This is a genomic window from Glutamicibacter sp. AGC46, from assembly GCF_053543715.1.
The window spans coordinates 652102-671782 of the sequence record NZ_JBLVOJ010000025.1 but is presented as its reverse complement, the minus strand read 5'-3'; the positions used below and the strand labels follow the sequence as shown (position 1 = coordinate 671782).

The 19681-nt window shown below is 62.7% G+C and carries 9 protein-coding genes and 1 pseudogene; 9 read left to right on the top strand and 1 reads right to left on the bottom strand.

Going from position 1 to position 19681, the window contains the following annotated elements; all coding sequences use genetic code 11:
* Positions 1–311 (top strand): annotated as a pseudogene (locus tag ACNPM8_RS17990) (SAM-dependent methyltransferase); the annotation flags it as partial.
* Positions 312–366: 55 nt separating this feature from the next.
* Here ACNPM8_RS17990 and rfbA read toward each other — a convergent pair.
* A complete protein-coding gene (gene rfbA, locus ACNPM8_RS17985) occupies positions 367–1284 on the bottom strand; it encodes a glucose-1-phosphate thymidylyltransferase RfbA (protein ID WP_332595373.1) in 918 nt (305 codons plus the stop codon).
* 105 nt (positions 1285–1389) lie between these two features.
* Between rfbA and rfbB the strand changes: the two genes are divergently transcribed.
* The 8 genes from rfbB to ACNPM8_RS17945 all read left to right on the top strand — a co-directional run bounded on the left by rfbB (position 1390) and on the right by ACNPM8_RS17945 (position 19487).
* Complete coding sequence (rfbB, locus tag ACNPM8_RS17980; protein ID WP_105658120.1) at positions 1390–2406, top strand: dTDP-glucose 4,6-dehydratase; 1017 nt, start codon at positions 1390–1392, stop codon at positions 2404–2406.
* On the top strand, positions 2406–3827 hold the full coding sequence (rfbD, locus tag ACNPM8_RS17975; protein WP_105661118.1) for a dTDP-4-dehydrorhamnose reductase: 1422 nt from the start codon (positions 2406–2408) through the stop codon (positions 3825–3827). Before rfbB ends, rfbD begins: the two co-directional genes overlap by 1 nt.
* A 514-nt stretch (positions 3828–4341) precedes the next feature.
* Positions 4342–6792: a helix-turn-helix transcriptional regulator gene (locus tag ACNPM8_RS17970; protein WP_448940377.1), complete on the top strand. Its 2451-nt coding sequence runs from the start codon at positions 4342–4344 to the stop codon at positions 6790–6792.
* Positions 6789–9476: a LuxR C-terminal-related transcriptional regulator gene (locus ACNPM8_RS17965; RefSeq protein ID WP_448940376.1), complete on the top strand. Its 2688-nt coding sequence runs from the start codon at positions 6789–6791 to the stop codon at positions 9474–9476. Before ACNPM8_RS17970 ends, ACNPM8_RS17965 begins: the two co-directional genes overlap by 4 nt.
* A gap of 568 nt (positions 9477–10044) precedes the next feature.
* Positions 10045–11574: a sugar transferase gene (locus tag ACNPM8_RS17960; RefSeq protein ID WP_448940375.1), complete on the top strand. Its 1530-nt coding sequence runs from the start codon at positions 10045–10047 to the stop codon at positions 11572–11574.
* 627 nt (positions 11575–12201) lie between these two features.
* Positions 12202–12735, top strand: a complete 534-nt coding sequence (locus tag ACNPM8_RS17955; RefSeq protein WP_448940374.1) for a hypothetical protein — start codon at positions 12202–12204, stop codon at positions 12733–12735.
* Positions 12732–13997, top strand: a complete 1266-nt coding sequence (locus ACNPM8_RS17950) for a hypothetical protein (protein WP_448940373.1) — start codon at positions 12732–12734, stop codon at positions 13995–13997. The genes ACNPM8_RS17955 and ACNPM8_RS17950 overlap by 4 nt, the downstream gene beginning before the upstream one ends.
* Before the next feature lie 33 nt (positions 13998–14030).
* Positions 14031–19487 carry a PKD domain-containing protein gene (locus ACNPM8_RS17945; protein ID WP_448940372.1) on the top strand — a complete coding sequence of 1819 codons (5457 nt, stop codon included), beginning with the start codon at positions 14031–14033 and terminating at the stop codon, positions 19485–19487.
* The last annotated feature ends 194 nt before the right edge of the window (positions 19488–19681 follow it).

Sequence of the window (19681 nt, the reverse complement as noted above, 5' to 3'; positions counted from 1 at the left end):
CGGCCCCCCGGCTCATCATGTCGGTGAACCATCCGATTCTCTACCCGTTCAACCACCGAGGCAAGGACTACTTCCAGCTCACCCAGTACACCGACGAAGTGACTTTCAAGGGGAAGCCTGCCGAACTGACCTATTGGCATCGGCCTTTGCATGAAACCATGAAGGCACTGATCTCCGCAGGGTTCGCGGTGGAGCGTGTTTGGGAGCCGCCGTATGCCAAGGATGCGCCCGAAGGCGTGATTCCAGAAGCCTTGCGTGAACGCGACGCGTTCTTGGGCTTCCTGTTCTTCTCGCTGCGCTCGACGCGCTAGCCAGCGCACTGCTTCCGGGTGCCAACGGGTCCGGAAGCCGCGAAGCCCTCGAATGTCAGCTGATAGCCGGCATAGCGGCAGGACGCGTTGAATGATGGGGATCGACGAAACTGTTTTCTGCCAGCTGAAGCAAGTAATCGCCATACCCGCTCTTGCCCAACTCCCGGCCCAAAGTGCGCAACTGGTCATCGCAGATGAACCCCTGGCGCCATGCAACTTCCTCGGGAGAACCGATCTTCAAACCCTGCCGCGCTTCGACAGTGCGCACGAAGTTGGAGGCGTCGTTGAGCGAATCGAAGGTTCCGGTATCAAGCCACGCAGTTCCGCGGGCCAGCACCGTGACGTTGAGGTTGCCCTCTTCGAGGTACAAGCGGTTGATGTCGGTGATCTCAAGCTCTCCACGGGCCGAAGGCTGCAATGTCCGGGCTTTGCCAACCACGGAATTGTCGTAGAAGTACAATCCCGGAACAGCGTAGTGGCTTTTCGGGTCCAGCGGCTTCTCTTCCAGCGATACGGCCCTTCCGGAGCTATCGAACTCGACGACGCCGTAGGACCTGGGATCCTTGACCCAGTAGCCGAAGATCGTCGCGCCGGTCTGGTCGGCGTAGCTTCCCAACTGGGTGCCGAACCCCGGTCCATGGAAGATGTTGTCACCCAGCACCAGCGCCACGGATTCCCCTCCGATGTGCTCGGCGCCAAGTATGAACGCTTGGGCCAGGCCTTCAGGCCGGGCTTGCACGGCATAGGACAGAGTGATGCCGAACTGCGAGCCATCGCCGAGCAAGGACTTGAACTGCCCCTCATCCTGCGGCGTCGTGATGACCAGGATGTCCCTGATTCCAGCGAGCATAAGCGTGGTCAGCGGATAGTAGATCATCGGCTTGTCGAAGACAGGCACCAATTGCTTTGAGATGCCTCGCGTGATCGGGTGCAAACGAGACCCGGTTCCCCCAGCTAGAATTATTCCCCTCATGGCTATCGAGCCTAATGAAGCGGGCAGCGATCTTGTCAGAGTAGTCATACTCGAGAATTGCTAGGAAGCTGCTTGGCCGCGGTGCCCACTGGCTACATTGGTGAGATGAAAAGAATCCTTGTAACTGGGGGAGCAGGATTCATTGGGGCAAATTTCGTGCACCATATGATTGCGCATTCCGACAGTGAAATCACCGTATTGGATAAGATGACCTACGCCGCCAACCGGCAGTCGCTGGAAGGCTTGGACAGCAAACGCGTCAACCTTGTTGTTGGCGACATCTGCGACTACGTGTTGGTCAACGAACTGGTGCCGCAGCATGATGCTGTGGTCCACTTCGCGGCAGAGACGCACAACGATAATTCCTTGCATGACCCGCGCAGCTTCGTGAATTCCAATGTCTTGGGAACTTTCGAACTCCTGGAAGCCGTGCGCAACCACGGTGTGCGCCTGCACCATATTTCCACCGACGAGGTCTATGGAGACCTGGAACTCGATGATCCGCAGCGCTTCACCGAAACCACGCCCTACAAGCCATCCAGCCCTTATTCGGCTACCAAAGCCTCCAGCGACCTGCTGGTCAAGGCCTGGGTCCGTTCCTTCGGGATCGAGGCGACGCTGTCCAACTGCTCGAACAACTACGGGCCGTACCAGCATGTGGAGAAGTTCATCCCGCGGCAGATCACCAACGTCCTGGGGGGATTGCGGCCCAAGCTCTACGGCAATGGAGCAAATGTGCGCGATTGGATCCACGCCAGCGACCACTCCTCGGCGGTGCAGCTCATTCTGGAAGCGGGCCAGACCGGGCGCACCTATTTGATTGGTGCGGACGGAGAGAAGAGCAACCGCGAAGTGCTCGCCCTGATTCTGGAGCTGATGGGCAGGAAAGCCGATGACTTCGATGCGGTGGCCGACCGGGCCGGCCATGACCTGCGCTATGCCATCGATTCCACGGTGCTGCGCACCGAGCTTGGCTGGCAGCCGCGGTACACCGACCTGGTGCAGGGCCTGGAGCAGGCCATTGGCTGGTACCGTCAGCACCGCTCCTGGTGGGAGCCGGCCAAGGCACAGACCGAGCAGCGCTATGCGCAGCAGGCCGATGCGTTCAAGGTTGCCAGCTGATGGGCGGCGCGGCACAGCTACGGGTAGAGGACAGCCCGATTCAGGGACTCAAAGTGGTCAGCCTGCCGGTGCACCGCGATGAGCGCGGCTGGTTCAAGGAGAACTGGCAGCGGGAGAAAATGGTGGCTGCGGGTTTGCCGGACTTCCGTCCGGTGCAGAACAATGTCTCCTTCAATGGCCAGCGCGGGACCACTCGCGGATTGCACGCCGAGCCATGGGACAAATACATTTCGGTGCTGTCTGGGGAGATCTTCGGCGCCTGGGTGGACCTGCGTCCCGGGCACGGTTTCGGCAGGCTGTTCACCGCTCAGGTGGGCGAAGGCCAAGCGGTCTTCGTGCCCCGCGGGGTGGCCAACGCCTTCCAGACCCTGGCCTCGAATACCGTGTACTCCTACCTGGTCACCGAGCACTGGACCGAGCCAGCCCGGTTGGAATACAGCTACGTCAATCTGGCCGACCCGGATTTGGACATCCCCTGGCCCATCAGCTTGGATGAGGCCATAGTTTCACAGGCGGACAAGGAGCACCCACCGCTGGCGCAGGCGAAACCAGTGCAGCCCAAGAAAATTGCGGTGCTCGGCGGGAACGGTCAGCTCGGACGTGCCTTCGCCCAGCTGGCGAAGTCAGATGAACGGATCGCTTTGTATACCCGCGCCCAGACCGACTTGCAGTCCCCGGGCTTCGCGGCATCGCTGGACCTTGCAAATTGCAGCCACGTGGTCAACGCGGCGGCGATGACCTCAGTGGACCGGGCGCAAACCCCTGCGGGCAGTGCCGAAGCGTGGCAGGTCAATGCCGTGGCCGTGCGCCAGCTGGCGTCACGATGCGCCGAGCGGGGGGTGCCGCTGGTGCATGTGTCCACCGACTATGTGTTCGATGGCGCGCAACGCGAGGTTGATGAGTTGCATCCGATCGCGCCGCTCGGAGTCTACGGCCAAAGCAAGGCCGCCGGCGAGCAGGCCGTGCTGGCCCACACCAGAAACTATGTGGTGCGCACCAGTTGGGTTATCGGGCAGGGCAACAATTTCGTGTCCACCATGCGCCGGCTCGCCGAGCAGGGAATCGCGCCCAGGGTGGTCGATGACCAAATCGGCCGGTTGACCTTCGCCAGCGAGCTGGCCCGCGGCATCATGCATTTGATTGATGCCGGCAGCGCCCCGGGGACCTATCACCTGCAGGGTGGCGGCGAACCCGCCAGCTGGTACCAGGTTGCCCGCGAGGTCTTCGCCTTGTGCGGCCATGACCCGGATTCCGTGCAGCCGGTTTCCACCCGGGAGTATGCCTTGGGCCGGCCGCAGTTGGCACCCCGGCCGGCGAACAGCACGCTGGACACCGCAAAATTGCAAGCGACCGGCTTCGCACCGAAGCCGTTAGCCGACTTGCTGGATCAGTTCCTTGGCCAGAATCGCGTAACGCCATAAAAACCGGGTAGGTAAATATCGGGTGTGGTCCCAGTGAATGGCAGGTGAACGGCCAGAACCCCTCATCCAGGCTCGGCAATCCTGCCCAAGGTGCGAGTTATTCCAAGTCAACTAGAAAAGTCATGGGGACTAACTCGTTGTTCCCGAGTGAAGGCGAAGTGCTGTGCAATCACTGGGAAAAGAAGAAAAAGTGACTGAGCTTCATTTATCCTGCCGAACCCAGTGTTCTCGGTGCCTTTAAGTCCTAGGATGGGGAAATACGAGGAAGAGTCCTGACAGATTCTTTCGCGGTTAATTTGGGGGGAACGAACCGATTGGGGCGGTTTGAATAATGGAATATTCACGAATTCTCTCGCTGGCGGGCACTCGCAATGCTCAAGCGCAGCGGGGAGATAGCAAGACAACTTCGAAACTTTCGCGGATTTCGCAAGGCATTTTGGGCAGGGTCCTGAACGACCCGCATTGCGCCGGAGCTGTGGTCTCCGGACCACCGGGCAGCGGTCGAAGGACGCAGTTGGAAACCGACCTGGGCCAGATGGCTGAGCCTCCGAAACTGATTCGGCTTAACGGAAGCAACTTCGGCACGAAAGTGCCTTTCGGTGTGCTTTCATTCCTGCTTGCCCAAGTCGACGTGGCGGGCGCTTCGACCCGCCATGAGCTGATCCACCAGCTGGGTCGGGTGCTGTGCACCGACCGGCGCCCGTCGATGGTGGTCCTCGGGCGGCCTGAATTAATCGACGAGCAATCCAGCTCCTTGCTCGCCCAGCTGGCCACGATGGGCAAGATCAAGCTTTTCGTGATCTGCGAACACGTGCAGGATCTTCCTGGGGACCTGTTCGCCTTGTACCGTTCGGGCCGGCTGGCGCACCAGCGTGTCAAGCGCATGGGCAGCATGGAAACCTACGCCTTCGTCCAGCAGGAATTGGAAGGGCGGGTCTCCGCCTACGCCTCGGCAACCCTGTGCTACTTGGCCGGGGGCAACCGCTCGCTGATGCTCAAGCTGATGCACAGCTGGCGCGAAGACGGCCATCTGCTGCAGCACAACGGTACCTGGGCCTTGCGGATAAACGCGCTCGATTCCGGGCCTGCGATGCAGGCCCTGCACGTTTCGCTGGTCCATGGGCTCGATGACGGTGAACGCGAACTGCTCGGGGCCCTGGCACTGGGCGGGCCGGTGGAACTCAACCGCATCCGGCGTTCGGGCCTGACCTGCGAGCTTGACGGCTTGCTGAACCGTGGCCAGGCCAAGTACCTGCCCGGCGCCGCCTACAAGGTAGGCATATCCAATCCGCTGCTGTCCCTGCTCGTGCGCGCCGAATCCAGCAATCAGGCTCACCCTCACGGTGTGGAACTGCTGGCCAAGTTGCACAAGGACCCATTGGCTGCCCGGATCCTTGCGCAACTGAAATCCCTGAACGACCTTGGCGACTACGAATCGCAGCTCAGGGTGGCTGAAGACTTCCAGCAGCAGGGCTATCACGCCGAACGCTGGCCAACTGACCCGCGCACCCGGGTGGGCATCGTGGAAATGCACGTGCGCGCGCTGGCCATGCTCGGCCAGTTGTCCCACGGACTCGAAGCAATCGACCTGGCCAGGGCGGGACTGGCCCAGGCCATCAGGGAATCGGGCCCGCGCGAATCCCTGGATATCGCATTCCAGGAACTGGAACTGCTCAGCACGTTCGCGACCTTATTCAGCACCGAGATGACCAAAGAAACGAGCATCGCCGGCAGCAGCGAGTCACTGCTGTCTTCGTCAGGCTGGATGAGCGAGTCATTGCACCTGCGGTCCCTGTCGTTGCAAGCTGCCAGCTGGGCGGCGCAGTCGCGACAGGCCGATGCCGTGAAGCTGGTCCGTTACGTGGACGGGGAACTGCGCAATATCCGCTTCAACGGCCCGACGGTCTCGAATTTCCATTCCGAGGACGCAGCAGACATAGAGTTCCAGCTGCTCCAGGCCGAATTGCTCTCCGGAGTCTGGAACGCGGCATCAGCCCGCGCCCAGCGCCTGGCCGAAGGGCAGTACATCAGTCCCTTGCTCATTTCCTACGGGGACATCATGCGGGGGATCCTGCTGGGACTGGGCAATGACTACGACGCTGCCTTGCGCCTGCTGGAACCGAACCTGCACCAGATGCAAGTGGCCGGAGACCGGGGAACCGAAGCGCTGATTGGGTCGGTCATTGCCTATGCGCTGGCTTGCTCCGGGAGGCGGGTGGAGGCATCCGTACTGGTATGCCCTGAATACGGGACCCCCGGAGCGATGCAGATGCCGCTGAGCTTCTACTCCTGGGCGGCAGAAGTCTTCTCCTGCCTTGCGTTGGCCGAATTCGGCTCGCCGCAGGCTGCAAGGCTGCGGCTGGCAACCTTCGCCCAGCGTGCCCGCGGCGGCCAGCACACCCTGCTCGAAGCGCTGGCCTTGGGGTTCGCCGCGCGGCTGGGAGACCAGCTGGTGCTGCCGCAGCTGCGCAGCGCCGCCAGACGCTGCGAGGGCCTTGTCGGACAGAATCTGGAGGCGCTCGCAGACGCGGCGGCGGCCAAGGACTCGCCGCGCTTGGCAGCGGCTCTGGACAGCATGGTCGAGGCCGGGCACTTGCTCATGTCCGTGCCATCGAACAACGAGTTCGTCGCATCAATGGAAGCCAGGGACCAGCGCAAGCTTTCCCGGACAGTCAACGGCCGCAAGCGGGCCTCGGCTCCGCAGATCCAGCAGCACGACGAGCTGCAGTTTGAAGCCATCGAACAGCAGCCGGGCTGGATGCGCGAGTTGACCAAGCGTGAGGCCCAGATCGCCAAGATGGCCATAACTGGCAAAACGAATTCGGAAATTGCAAAATTCAATGGCGTCTCGATTCGCACCGTGGAGGGGCATCTGTACCAGGTATATTCCAAGCTCCAGGTCCGAAATCGCCAGGAGCTCACTGCGCTTGACCGCACCAGCCGCCGTACCGCAGGGCTGCGATGAAACAGCATCAACTGATTGCCAAGACCAGGCCAACTGAATACAACCGGCTGCTGCAGATCCTGCAAAGGCCAGGTCCCGCCGGCGTCTTGCTGCTGGGCGAGCAGGGCGTGGGCAAGACAAGCCTCGTGGAGGCAGTGCTTGCCTCCTCGGGCGCGGGCGAGCCCGTCATGACGCTGTATGGCACGCCGTCCTTGAGCACTGTTGCCCATGGTGCCTTGTCGCCATATCTTGGGGCCCTGGAGAGCATCGACGAGCCGGTGAGCGTGCTGCGCGAATTGAATCGGAGCCTGCTTTCCAGCCGCGGGCAGCTTGAACCGCATATCGTTGTCGTCGAAGATGCGCAGTTCCTGGACCCGCAGTCCTGCTTTATCCTCTCTCTGTTGGTGGAAAACGCCGAGGTGAAGGTGCTGGCCCTGGGCAGCGGGTCGTTGGAAGCGGATAGCCCGCTGGGCGCGCTGGCCGAGCTGGGATCCTTCACCACCATGGCCCTGCAGCGCCTGGACCGCAAAGGAGTGCGCGCGGTGGCCGAAGGCGTGATCGGACGCAAGCTCGCCGAGGGCACGGTGAGCCTGATCGACGTGGTCACCGGCGGTAACCCCAGCTTCGTTGAAGCCTATGCTGCATCCTGCCTGGAACAAGGCACGCTTTTCCACGATGACAGGTTGCTGCAGAGCCACGGGCTCCACGAGCCGGTATGGATCGTGGCCCGCGCACTTCCGGAAATCGATACGCCAATGTTGACGCTGGGCCGGGAAATCACCCGGACCCTGTCCGTTCAGGAGCAGCAGTCGCTGTTGCTGTTGGCTTTGGCTGGCCCGCAGCCCCCAGAAGTGCTGGAGCAGTGCGGATTGCCTTACCAACGGCTGCTGAAAATCGGTGAGCTGATGCAGCAAGGCCCGGCAATGGTCTTGAAATCCAAGCTGATGCAGCGGATCGTCCGCGCCTTGGCCACCGAACATGACATCGCACAGCTGCATGACCTGTGGGTTACCGCGGCGGTCTCGCTGGGAAAAGAGCCAAACGCCCGCGAGGTGCTGTGGTCCTTGGAAACCGGTAAGCAGGTGCCCATGAAGTTGGTCCTGGATCTGGCCGAGCAGGCCGCTCGGGAACTGAATTTCGGGTTGGCCCTGCGCCTATGCGTCCTGGGTAAGCTCGCCCGGCATCATGGGCAAGGAGCGCTGCTCGAAGCGCGGATGCTGCTGAGCATGGGGCGGCACCATGCCGCGCGCGCGCTGTTGCTGCGCCTGATCGATCAGCTGACCGATCTGGCGCTGCTGGGGCAGGCCTACGCCTACCTGCTGGAGGTCACCACGAATATCGGAACCGATGGCGTCGAATTGGGGCGGATCCTGGACGATTGGAAGCATCGGGCCCTGGGGCACGCGGACGCAGAAGAGGTAGCCAGCTTCTTGGCCCTGCATAGCGCAGGGGCCAGGGTCCTGGATTTCTGGCTCAGGGTCAATACCGCCCGCGGTCCACTGCCGAGCGTTTCCGAGCTGCAAGAATTCCTGGAGGACCGGCTGCTGCCCGCGCAGGTGCGCTTCATCGGCATGATGGTGCTCAGCGACCTGCACACGTCCGCCGGCCGGTGCCAGCAGGCCTTGGATCTGATGGAACCGGCTTTGCAAGACCTCAAGGAGAACCCGGCCCCGCAGGCCATGTACGAGGTCCGGGTGTTCTTCCGCATTGGCTGGAACCTGCTGTTCTTGGGACAATACGAGCGCGCCGCGGCATTCATCGACTCCTACCGCCATGCCCGGCTCCGTTCCATCCAGTACTACCAGGGGGCAATCTCGCTGCTCGACGGCGTCAGCCACCTGCTGCAAGGCAGAGTACAGCTCGCCATGGCCAAAATGGCCGAGGCCGTGACGGAACTGCAGATTGCGGACACCACTCAACTGCTGGCCTTGGCCAGTAATCTGTACCGGCTGCTGCTGGCCCGGTTGGGCTTTCCGGTGCCTGAAGCCCTGGTCACCGGGCCCGAGTCCTTCAGTTCCAGCGGTACGATTTCGCTGAACGGACAACTGGGCGAGGAGTCGTCGAAGCAGCGCATCTTCGCACGGGCCTTCGCAGCGGGACTGGGCCATCCGTATCCGGGTGAGTCGCTGGAGTGCTTCCCGCTGGTGGAACGCGAATTCCTTTTCAGCATGACCCGGCAGCTGGGGGACCAGGAGCTGGCCGAATCCCAGATGGGTGAAAGACTGCGTGCCTTGGCTGCGGGGCAGCAGGGATCGCGAGCGGCGTTTTTGGCGCGCCTGATGGACTTGCGAGGCTCAGAGCTTGGCGAGCCGCTGGAGCAGCTGGCCCAGGACGCCCTGGCCAAGAAAGAATACCTGGTGGTGATCGAGGCCTGGGCCCGGGCGGCCGAACGCTACGCCCAGTCCGGGGACCAGCGGCGCTGCGGCGCCTTGCTGCGCCGGGCCGCCCAACTGATCGACCAACAGGGGATGGACCCGGGAAAGTACATCGCCCGTGTCCTGGCGCTGACCGAATTGACCGCCCGGGAAGCGGAAATCGTCGGTTTGGCCCGGCAGGGATTGAATAACGCGCAGATTGCCCGGACCTTGACGGTCTCGCAGCGCACGGTGGAGGGGCATCTCTACCGGGTATTTTCGAAGTTGGGGATTACCGAGCGCGCGGAATTGGATCACGCAGGGCTTGAAGCGGGTACAACCGGCAGGTAGCACGTGCCGGTTTGCGCAAACTTGGAGTAGGTACCACCCGTGCCCGGCCCAGCACAGGTGGGTAATGTGATTTGCGGGAGCTGGAGACTTACGCAGGCGTTCTTTTGCGAACGAGTGCCTATCCGTAGGGTGCGCGGTCGGTGCCGTGGCGGCGAAGCTCTTCCCTGAAACGGGGCCGGCGGCCAGCGAATCCGCGAGGATTACCCCCAGCGCTACCGCCGGTCCCTTCCCGAAAAGGCCCTGTATCGGCAACCCCTCTGCGCCGGTGCAGGGTTTTTCCATGCCCGGAAACTTCCTTCCAAGTAGCGAGCGAGTATGAACCAAGTGCCGTGTGAGTATTTGAAGGATATGCAGGCCATCTTTTGAGTGTTCTTCCACTCGTGCATCGGATGCATTCGCATCATAGGCTCAAGGTCGAGAACGGCAGCCGGGCTGGTGGGACAGCGCGATTGCCATGTGTATTGGGGAACTCGCTTATTTCTTGGGGGAATACAGATGATTGACGTTGTGTTGCCGGTCTGCGACCACCCTTGCTGCGTCGAATCGCTAGCCAGGGTGGGAACAAGACATGTCGCAAATTAGCAGCAAGCTGCGCGAAGATCGGGTATCTTCTCTCGGCACCTGGACGTTCGCACCTCCAAGGACAAATCAGGAAACCGGTACCGCCAGTGCCCGGGGCCGCGCTTATCTGCGTCGGCTTTACGGCACTGATCTGCTGGTCATTTCCTTGGTGAGCTCCTTGCCGGCAATCACGCAATTCCAGAGCTCGCAGATGCCGCAGTTCATTGCGGACAGCACGCATTACTACGCGCTGGCCGGGTTGCTGCTCACTTTCGCCTGGATGGCCAGCTTGCTATCCTTCAAGGCCCACCGGCTGGGAAGTGTTGCCGTGGGGATGCAGGAATACAGGATCATGGTCTATTCGGGGCTGGCACTGTCGGGCTTCATGGGGGTACTTATCGTGCTCACCGGCCAAGACAGCCTGAAAATTTTCCTGGTCCTCTCTTTGCCGCTGGGACTGCCCGCACTGCTGCTGAGCAGGTGGACCTGTCGCCAGTGGCTGAGCTGGCGCAGTCGAAGCGGCTACGCCTTGAGCAATGTGCTGATCTACGGCCAGCCCACCGACGTCCCGTACGCCGTTCGCCAGATTTCCAAGAAATCCGGGCCCGCCTACCGGGTTGTTGGCGCGCTGATGGACGGCGCGGCGGATCCGGAAGCCGAACGCGATATCCGCAAAACCGATCCGACCCTTCCTCTGGCCTACGACACCGGCGCCATCGAGCAGGAAATCCAGCGGTTGCATGCTGATTCGGTGATCGTGGCCGGACCATTGCCCGGTGGCAATGAAGCCTTGCAGCAACTGGGCTGGCGGCTTGAGGGCACCGGGACCAGGCTCATCGTGGCCTCCTCGATCATCGGGGTTGCCAGCCGCCGCGTGCGGACCAGCCCCGTGGATGGGATGCCGCTGCTGCATGTGGAACTGGCAAAGTTCACCGGAGCGCGATACCTCTGCAAGCGCGGCTTCGACATCGTCTTCTCGCTGCTCGCCTTGCTGGCCTTGTCACCGGTTTTCCTGGTGATCGCCTTGCTGATCCGGCGCGAGGGCCCGGGGAAGATCTTCTTCCTCCAAGAAAGGGCCGGACAGGACGGCCGCCCCTTCAAGATGATCAAATTCCGCACCATGGTCCAAGATGCCGAAGCGCAATTGGCCGCCCTGCAAAAGCTGAATGAAGGGGCAGGGCCGCTGTTCAAATTGAAAGACGACCCGAGGGTCACCCGGTGCGGCAACTGGCTGCGCAAGCATTCATTGGATGAGCTGCCGCAGTTCCTCAACGTCCTGCGCGGGGACATGTCGGTGGTCGGACCCCGTCCGGCGCTGTTCGCCGAAGTGGAAACCTATGATGGCCACGCCCGCCGCAGGTTGCTGCTGAAGCCGGGGGTGACCGGACTTTGGCAGGTCTCCGGACGGTCAAACCTGGAGTGGAAGGAAAGCGTGCGGCTGGATCTGTACTACGCAGAGAACTGGACCGTGCTCAGCGATTTGCGGTTGATCTGGCGTACCTTCCAGGTCATGATCAAGCCCGACGGTGCCTACTAGGAGCCAGGATGAGAACTTGCAGCGTGCCCGCGGGCACGCCGTGGCAGGGCCACTGGGACAAGAAGATATCGGGCCGCATCAATTTGCAGCCAGGATCCGCAAGCATGCGCCACCTCTCATCGGGTGCCAAGCGCAACCAATGTTCGAAAACAAAGCAGTACGGATTCTGTGGGGGATCAGAAAATGCGTTCGTTGCGAGCACATGAGCCTGGAAGCACTCGGGCTATCAACAAGAATTGCTCTGGCGGGACACCGCCGGATGCGCATCAACCAGTCCATCCGATTTCCTGCGCGGGAGAATTCCCGCTTGCGAGTTCCGGGTGGGCTCATGAGGCGGAGTCGGCGGCATGTCAGTCGCGCGAAAACACGACTTGCCCCCCAGCTGCCGCCGACTCCTTTGCCACGAAACCCGCCGGACGGATAAGAATTCTGGCAACGCTGGGGATGCTCTGCTCATCGATCTTCTTGCTTGCAGCGTGCACTTCAGCTGCGCCCCAGGCGAACGAGCTGGACAATGCGGCGCCGCAAGAACAAGCACCATCACCGTACGCACCGCCAACTGGGAAGCCGCAGGCCAATCCGACGAAGGCACCGGAAGACAGTGCGCCGCAGCTGGAAGCTACCAAAGTGCCCAGCGACGAGCCAGCACCCGAAGTAGAGAAGCCAGCGGACTACAGCGGGATAGCCTTCGAAGCCGGCGATGGAAAGCTGCCGGTGGTGAAGCGATCCGGTGAAGCAGTCAGGGCCGCAGACCGCATGCCGGCGAATATGAAGGATGCGACACAAGCCAGCTATCGGGACGGCATCAACGTCACGGTTGCCGCGATCGGCAATGGCATCGTGAAAAGCGAGGGACCAGGCTATTTCACCGGAGCGAAATACCGGGTGTACGAGGTCCGGATTAGCAATGGATCCGGTGAGGAACTGGACATCTCCAGTGTGATCATTAACCTCGTGCCGGGCAAGGGCCAGCAGGCAGCACTGCCGCTATACGGCGAGGTCGAGGCCTATGACTTCTCTGGCACGATCGAGGCAGGAAAGCAGGCCAGCGCCCACTACGCCTTCATCGTCCAAGATGCCGGAGCCGTGGCAAAGGTGCAGGTGGATCTGGACAACCAGCACGCTCCAGGGTTGTTCACGTTGAAGGCAGAGAAGAAATGACTCTAGCCAGAACCCTGCTGAACAAGGTTGCCGGTGTAGCTTCATCTTCCACGGCACAGGCAATCCAGTCCCTGACGAGCCTGATTGTGCTGATGCTGGCCGCCAAGCTTCTCGGGCTGGAGGCGCTGGGCCTCATTTCGACGCTTTACGGAGCGCTGATCCTTGCAGCCGCCATCATCTCCGGCTTTGTCGGCGACTCGTTGACGGTACTGGACCGGCATGATCCGCATGTGCGGGCCGGACTGCGCTTCTGGCTCGCGTTGCTGGCCCTGTCCCTGGGGGCCATAGGAGCGTTGCTTTGCTGGGCGGGTACCGAGCTGGGCTTGCTCGGAGCTGTGCTCTACGGCCTGGCAGTGGTTGCCTACGTCGCTGAAGAGCTGGTTCGGCGCAGTTACATGGTGATCCTCAGCTTCGGAAAGCTGATCGCGGTGGACCTGGTGGTATTGGGAACCACCAGCATGGTGCTGCTGGGATTCGGCGTCTTTTCCACCTTGACGCTGGAAGCGTTCTTCTTGGCGGTCCTGGCCGGGCAATGCGCCGGAACCGCCTTCGGTTGGCTGCGCCTGCCAAACAGCGAAAAAACGCCGGCCCACCGTCCGGCGCAAATCCGGGCTGTGGCCAGATTCGGAATCTGGCGCTCTGCCCTGCAAGGACTGCGCCCGGCCCAGCTGACCGTGATGCGCGTGCTCGTCACCGCCTTGATCGGCCTGGCCGCAGCCGGCGCGCTGGAGGCGGCTAGGCTTTATGCTGCTCCTGCGATGCTGCTGGTCACCGGCACCTGTGCCTACCTGTTTGCGTCACTGGCCCGCGACCGAGATGCCGGTCCTTGGCGCCAGCTGAAGAACACTGATTCGGTGGTGCTCAAGCTTTTGCTGGCCACCGCAGGCTGCGCGGCCATTGGGCTGGTGCTGCTGCCTTGGGGCGGACCTCTGCTGACGGGCATCCGCCCGTCAGGTCTTGCTGTTACCGGGTGGCTGGCGTATGCCAGCGCGGTGGCGGCATCCACGCCGTATGGCCTGCTGGCTGCGGTACACGAGAATGCACGGCCGATATTTGCTATCAGGTTCATGGACAGCATCCTGTCCGTGGTGCTGATTGCCTCGGTCCTGGTATTCACTTCGGACTACCGGCTGGTTCCGTGGGCCGCCGCCGCTGGTGCCTTGGCCGGCGGCTTGGCCATGCGGCGGTGGCTGCAGAAATCGGTTGCCGTGCACTTGCCCCGGCAGGGGCAACCAGCGGGCCGATTCGCCCAGCAGCGCTGACTTGGCAAAGCCCCGGTATCAACAATGAACGGAATGGACATGGAAGAGCAGCAGATAACGGCAGGCCGGCGCACACCCGTGCGGCGATTCACACGGGTGCTGGCTTCGGTCGCCGCGGCTGTGCTGGTCATTGCCGGCCTGAGCGCAATTCCGGCGACAGCCGCTGGCGAAGAGGAAATCGAGCTGCCCGAGACGGTCAGCGCAAATCATCTTCCTACCCCGCAGCTGAACGGGGTGGCTTGGGACCTGCGTGTGCGCGGGAATGTGGCTTATGTGGTCGGTTCATTCACCCGGGTACGGCCAAGCGGTGCGAATCCTGGCGGCGCCGGGGAAGTGGTTCGCAATAACGCCATGGCCTTCAACATCACCAACGGGCAGATCCTGCCCTGGAACCCGAACTTCAACGCTCCAGTCATGGATATCGAGTTCTCTCCGGATGGAAGCCGTTTCTACGCAGGTGGACAGTTCACCGCCGTCAGCGGCCAAGCCCGCAGCAAGATCGCTGAATTCACCACTTCCAACGGGGCGCTGACTTCCTTCTCCGCCAGCGTGGGCGGGTCTGTGGAAACCCTTGCAGTGACCAGCGACGCTGTCTACCTGGGCGGCTCCTTCAACTCCGTGGCCAACCAGACCCGGCGCAATGTCGCCAAGCTGAACCGCGCCAACGCGGAACTTCAGGCGTGGGCACCGGCCACCGATGATATCGTCCACGGCATCATCGCCACCGACCAGAGCGACCGCGTGGTCATTGGCGGACGCTTCCAGACGATCAACAACGAGCCCAAGGTCGGCATCGGCGCCGTGAATGAGACCACCGGCCAGCAGGCGGCATGGAGCTCCACTCCGGTCCCGGCGCGGATCGATGACAATGCCCGTGCATGGGTCGCGGACCTGAAACTGGAAAACGGCGTCATCTACGCGGCGAACAACGGCATGGGCTGGCACTGGTTCGACGGCCGATTTGCCGCCGATTACGCCACCGGAGACCTGATCTGGCTCGATAATTGCTATGGATCGACCTCATCGATCAGCATCATGGGCGACGTGGTCTACTCGACCCCGCACGCCCACGACTGCTCGTCGGTCAACGGGTTCCCCGAGGAGAATCCGATGATCTGGAAGCGCGCGCTGGCGGAGACTGCCTTCGCCACCGGTACGGATGCCACTGCGCCGTCGAATAATTCGCTGGTGCGCAACCAGCCAATCCCGACCTTGCTGCACTGGTATCCCTCGATCAATACCGGTACCTACACCGGGCAGTACCAAGGTGGCTGGGCCATGGATAATAACGGGGACTACCTGGTTCTCGGCGGCGAGTTCACCAGGTTGAACAACACCAACCAGCAGGGCTTGGCTGTCTTCCCCAAGCGGTCGCTGTCGTCGAATTCGATACGGCCCGAGTACACCGCGGAGCTGAAGCCGTCGGCGATTTCCCAACGCAGCGGTTCCGTGCGCGTGGCCTGGCCGACTACCTGGGATATCGATGACGAAACGCTCACCTACGAGCTGCTGCGCGATAATTCGCTCACCGCCATCGACAGCCAGGACGTGTCCTCCATCTGGTGGAAAAAGCAGTCGCTGGGCTTCCGCGATGACAGCGTGGCTCCGGGCAGCACCCACACCTACCGGGTACGCGTCTCGGACCCGTGGGGCAATAACTACATCGGTCCGCGCTCGGATCCGGTGACCGTCAGCAACAGCGCCGAGAGTCCGTATACGCAGGTCCTGCGAGAGACCGGCGCGGATATCTACTATCCACTGAACGAATCCGATGGCAGCGTAGCCTTTGACAACATCGGCTTCGTCGATGCCGACGCCAGCGCGGCCCTGCAGCGCGGCCTGCCCGGTGCGATCAGCGACGATGATGCCAGCGGATTCAGCGGGCAGTCGCTGGCGAGCCGAAATGCCGCGACCGCGCCGGACACCTTCACCACCCAGCTGTGGTTCAAGACCGAGAGCGACCAGGGCGGCAAGCTGATCGGCTATGGCAGCTCGGCCACCGGCGACTCCGGTAGCTACGACCGCCATGCCTGGATGGACAATTCCGGACGCTTGCACTTTGGCACATGGCTGGGGTGGGCGGCAACGGTCAGTTCCTCGGCGAGCTACAACGACGGGCAGTGGCACCAGCTCACCGCAACACTGGGCCAAGCCGGAATGCACCTGTACGTTGACGGGCTGAAGGTCGCCGAACGCACCGATGCCAGCAGCGGCCAGGCCTACTCCGGCATGTGGCGCATCGGCGGGGACAACCTCAACGGCTGGCCGAACCAGCCGTCGAGCAAGGCCTTCAACGGCGAGCTGGACGAGGTGGCGATCTTCAACGAGCAGATTGACGCAGCCACCGTGCTGCAGCTCTTCCAATCCACCGGGCGCACTGCGGACATTCCCGAGCCTCCAGCCGATGCCTACGGCATCGTGGTCTACGGCGATGAACCGCAGATGTACTGGCGCCTGGATGAAACCGGGGGCAACGTGGCCACGGACAGCACCATCGCCCGAAACGACGGAACCATCAACGGCCCGGTCCGCTACGCAGAAGATTCCGCCATCGGCCACGGCACATCGCTGGGCTTCGGGGAGTCCGATGCCGCGGTGGTCTCGAACCGGGCGGTGCAGAACCCGACAGTGTTCTCCACCGAGGCCTGGTTCCGGACAACCACGGGCAATGGAGGCAAGATCATCGGTTTCGGCAATGCGGCCAGCGGCCTGTCCTCCAGCTACGACCGGCATGTCTACATGCGCAATGACGGCACCTTGGTCTTCGGCGTCTACACCGGAGCTGAAAATCTGGTCACCACCGGCCGGGCCTACAACGACGGTGACTGGCATCATCTGGTTGCCACGTTGTCCGGCGAGGGCATGAAGCTGTACGTCGATGGCGCGCTCACCGGCACCAACCCGCAAACCGCGGCCGAGCCGTTCAACGGCTACTGGCGCATTGGCGGGGACCGGGTATGGTCCGGAGCCAGCTCCGCATGGTTCGATGGCGAAATCGATGAGGCCGCCGTCTACGCCAGGGCACTGAGCCAAGCCGAGGTCAATGAGCACTACGGGATTGCCGGCGAGCCGAACCAGGATCCGCTGGCCGACTTCACCAGCACCAGCCAAGGTCTGGCGGTGGCCTTCGAGGCCAGCGGATCAACCGATGCCGACGGCACCATCGCCAGCTACGCCTGGGACTTCGGCGACGGGCAAAGCACCACCGTGCAGACCGAAGGAGTGCTTCATGAATACGCCCAGGCCGGCACCTACACGGTGGTGCTGACCATTACCGATGACCGCGGTGGCACTGCCACGAAGACGCAGCAGGTCGAGGCCAAGGCGGTCAACCAGCCGCCGGTGGCCGCGATAGCCAGCGAACAGACCGGTTTGAAGGTAAGCCTGAGCGGTTCCGGATCCGAGGATCCGGAACAAGGAGAGCTGTCCTACGAATGGGACTTCGGCGATGGCAGCCAGAAGGCCTCCGGCCAGGACGTGGAGCATGCCTATGGCGCAGGCGGAGAGTACACGGTGACCCTGACGGTGACAGACAGCGCTGGGGCCACCGCCCAGGCGCAGAGCATCCTGACGGTGGAAAACTCCGCTCCGCTCGCGGCCATGGAAGTGGTTGTTGACGGCCTGGGCATCCAAGTCTACGGATCTGGTTCAGCAGACCCCGAGGGCGGGGAACTGGACTACGCCTGGGACTTCGGCGACGGGACCGAGGCCACCGGGGCCGAAGCCGCCCACGAATACGCGGAACCGGGAACCTACGAGGTCACCCTCGTGGTCGCCGATGAGCACGGGGCCACCGGCACGGTGGCGAATTCGGTGCAAGTGAAGGTGCCGAACACGGCACCGGACGCTGCCTTCGAATCCACCGTCGACGGACTGGCCGCCGTCTTCACCGCCGCACCATCGCAGGATGCCGATGGGCAGATCGTGTCCTGGGAATGGGACTTCGGCGACGGGACCACCGGGACCGGGGCCGAAGCCATGCACCAGTACTCGAGCAGCGGCACCAAGACCGTGACCCTGACCGTCACCGACAACGAGGGCGCCACCGGCACCGCTTCCAGCGAAGTCACCGTGCAGGACCCGGCCGAGCTGGATCCGACCGCGGCCTTCACCTGGGAAGCCGATGAGCTCGCGATTACCGTGGACGCCTCCGATTCGCTGCCTCCGGCAGCCGGCGGGGAGATCACCGGGTACCTGTGGGAGTTCGGCGATGGAACCCAGGCCAGCGGAGTGGCGGCCAGCCACAGCTACGAGTCGGCCGGCACCTACTCGGTGACGCTGACCGTCCAGGCAGGAGAGCGGGAAAGCACCATCAGCCAGGTGGCCACGGTTGCCGCCGCCCAAGGTCCGCAGGCGCAGTTCAGCACCTCGGTCCGCGGACTCGCACTGGGCGTCGATGCCTCGGGCAGCACGGCCGGGGATACGCCGATTACCGGATACCAGTGGGACTTCGGCGATGGGCAGAACGCTCTGGGAAAAACTGCGCAGCATCGCTACGCCGAGGACGGCCGGTACACGGTCACCCTGACGGTCAGCGATGGGAACGGGCTGGAATCACGCACTGAAACCGAAGTGGATGTCCAGAATTCGGCACCGGTGGTGGCCTTCGCCCTGGAAGTGAACGGACTTGAAGTCCAGGTCGATGGCGCCGCCTCCAGTGATGCTGATGGCCAGATTGCCACTTACGCATGGGATTTCGGAGACGGTAACACCGCCAGCGGCCAGAATGCCTCCCATGAGTACGCCGAGCCAGGCGGCTATCCGATCAAGCTGGTGGTCACCGACGAGGACGGCGCAAGTGCCGAGCTGGTCCAGCAAGTGCAGGTCGCGGTCGTCGCCGAACCGGCCCTGCTGGTTTCAGATGCATTTGGACGCACCGTTTCCGATGGCTGGGGTGACGCCGATACCGGGGGAACCTGGACGCGGCAAGGCTCATCGTCCAACTTCAGCGTGGCCGGAGGCACCGGAACGATCCGCATGTCCTCCGCCGGCAGTGGACCGCTGTCGTGGCTGCCAGCCACGGTACGGGAAGGCGACATGCGCATCAAGCTCAGCCGCGACAAGGCTGCCACCGGCGGAGGCATCTACCAGACGGTGACCATCCGGGATATTCCTGGCGTCGGGGCGTACCGCGCCAAGGTCAGGTTCCTGTCCAACGGCTCGGTGGCGGTGACCCTGGAGAAGGTTGTCTCCGGCAGCGTCAGTGCGTTGAGCGCCGAGACCGTCATCGGCCAGGTAGACGGTTCGCCGGGCAAGGCCGTGTGGCTGCGTTTGCAGGCTCAGGGCAGCAGCTCCACCAGCTTGCGGGCCAAGGCCTACAACCAAGGCCAGGATGAGCCGGTGAACTGGCAGCTCAACGCCACCGACTCCACCGCCGCACTGCAGGCCGAAGGCCGTTTGGGGTTGTCGGTCTACCTCTCCGGCTCGGCGGGTAACGCGCCGGTCAACGGCGGGTTCGATGATCTGGAGGTGCGGGAAATCGCCGAATGAGTCCGGGCGTTCGCGGTTCGTTGCGCCAATGCGGTGCGAATCGCGAGCGCTGGCTCAGCGGCTTCGCCTAGGAATGGGCATTCGATGGATAGAACACGGGAAATGAACTAGATTGTACTCAGCTTGGGTTGTCCCCTGGGGATGCGCTGCACAAATGCGGTGCTTGGGGACAGGGCTGAATATCGGGGGCGCTT

Bases quoted from the DNA above. Each gene is read 5' to 3' on its own strand.
- ACNPM8_RS17950 (WP_448940373.1), top strand. From the start codon at position 12,732: ATGACTCTAGCCAGAACCCTGCTGAACAAGGTTGCCGGTGTAGCTTCA.
- rfbD (WP_105661118.1), top strand. From the start codon at position 2,406: ATGGGCGGCGCGGCACAGCTACGGGTAGAGGACAGCCCGATTCAGGGA.
- rfbB (WP_105658120.1), top strand. From the start codon at position 1,390: ATGAAAAGAATCCTTGTAACTGGGGGAGCAGGATTCATTGGGGCAAAT.
- ACNPM8_RS17960 (WP_448940375.1), top strand. From the start codon at position 10,045: ATGTCGCAAATTAGCAGCAAGCTGCGCGAAGATCGGGTATCTTCTCTC.
- rfbA (WP_332595373.1), bottom strand. From the start codon at position 1,284: ATGAGGGGAATAATTCTAGCTGGGGGAACCGGGTCTCGTTTGCACCCG.
- ACNPM8_RS17945 (WP_448940372.1), top strand. From the start codon at position 14,031: ATGGACATGGAAGAGCAGCAGATAACGGCAGGCCGGCGCACACCCGTG.
- ACNPM8_RS17965 (WP_448940376.1), top strand. From the start codon at position 6,789: ATGAAACAGCATCAACTGATTGCCAAGACCAGGCCAACTGAATACAAC.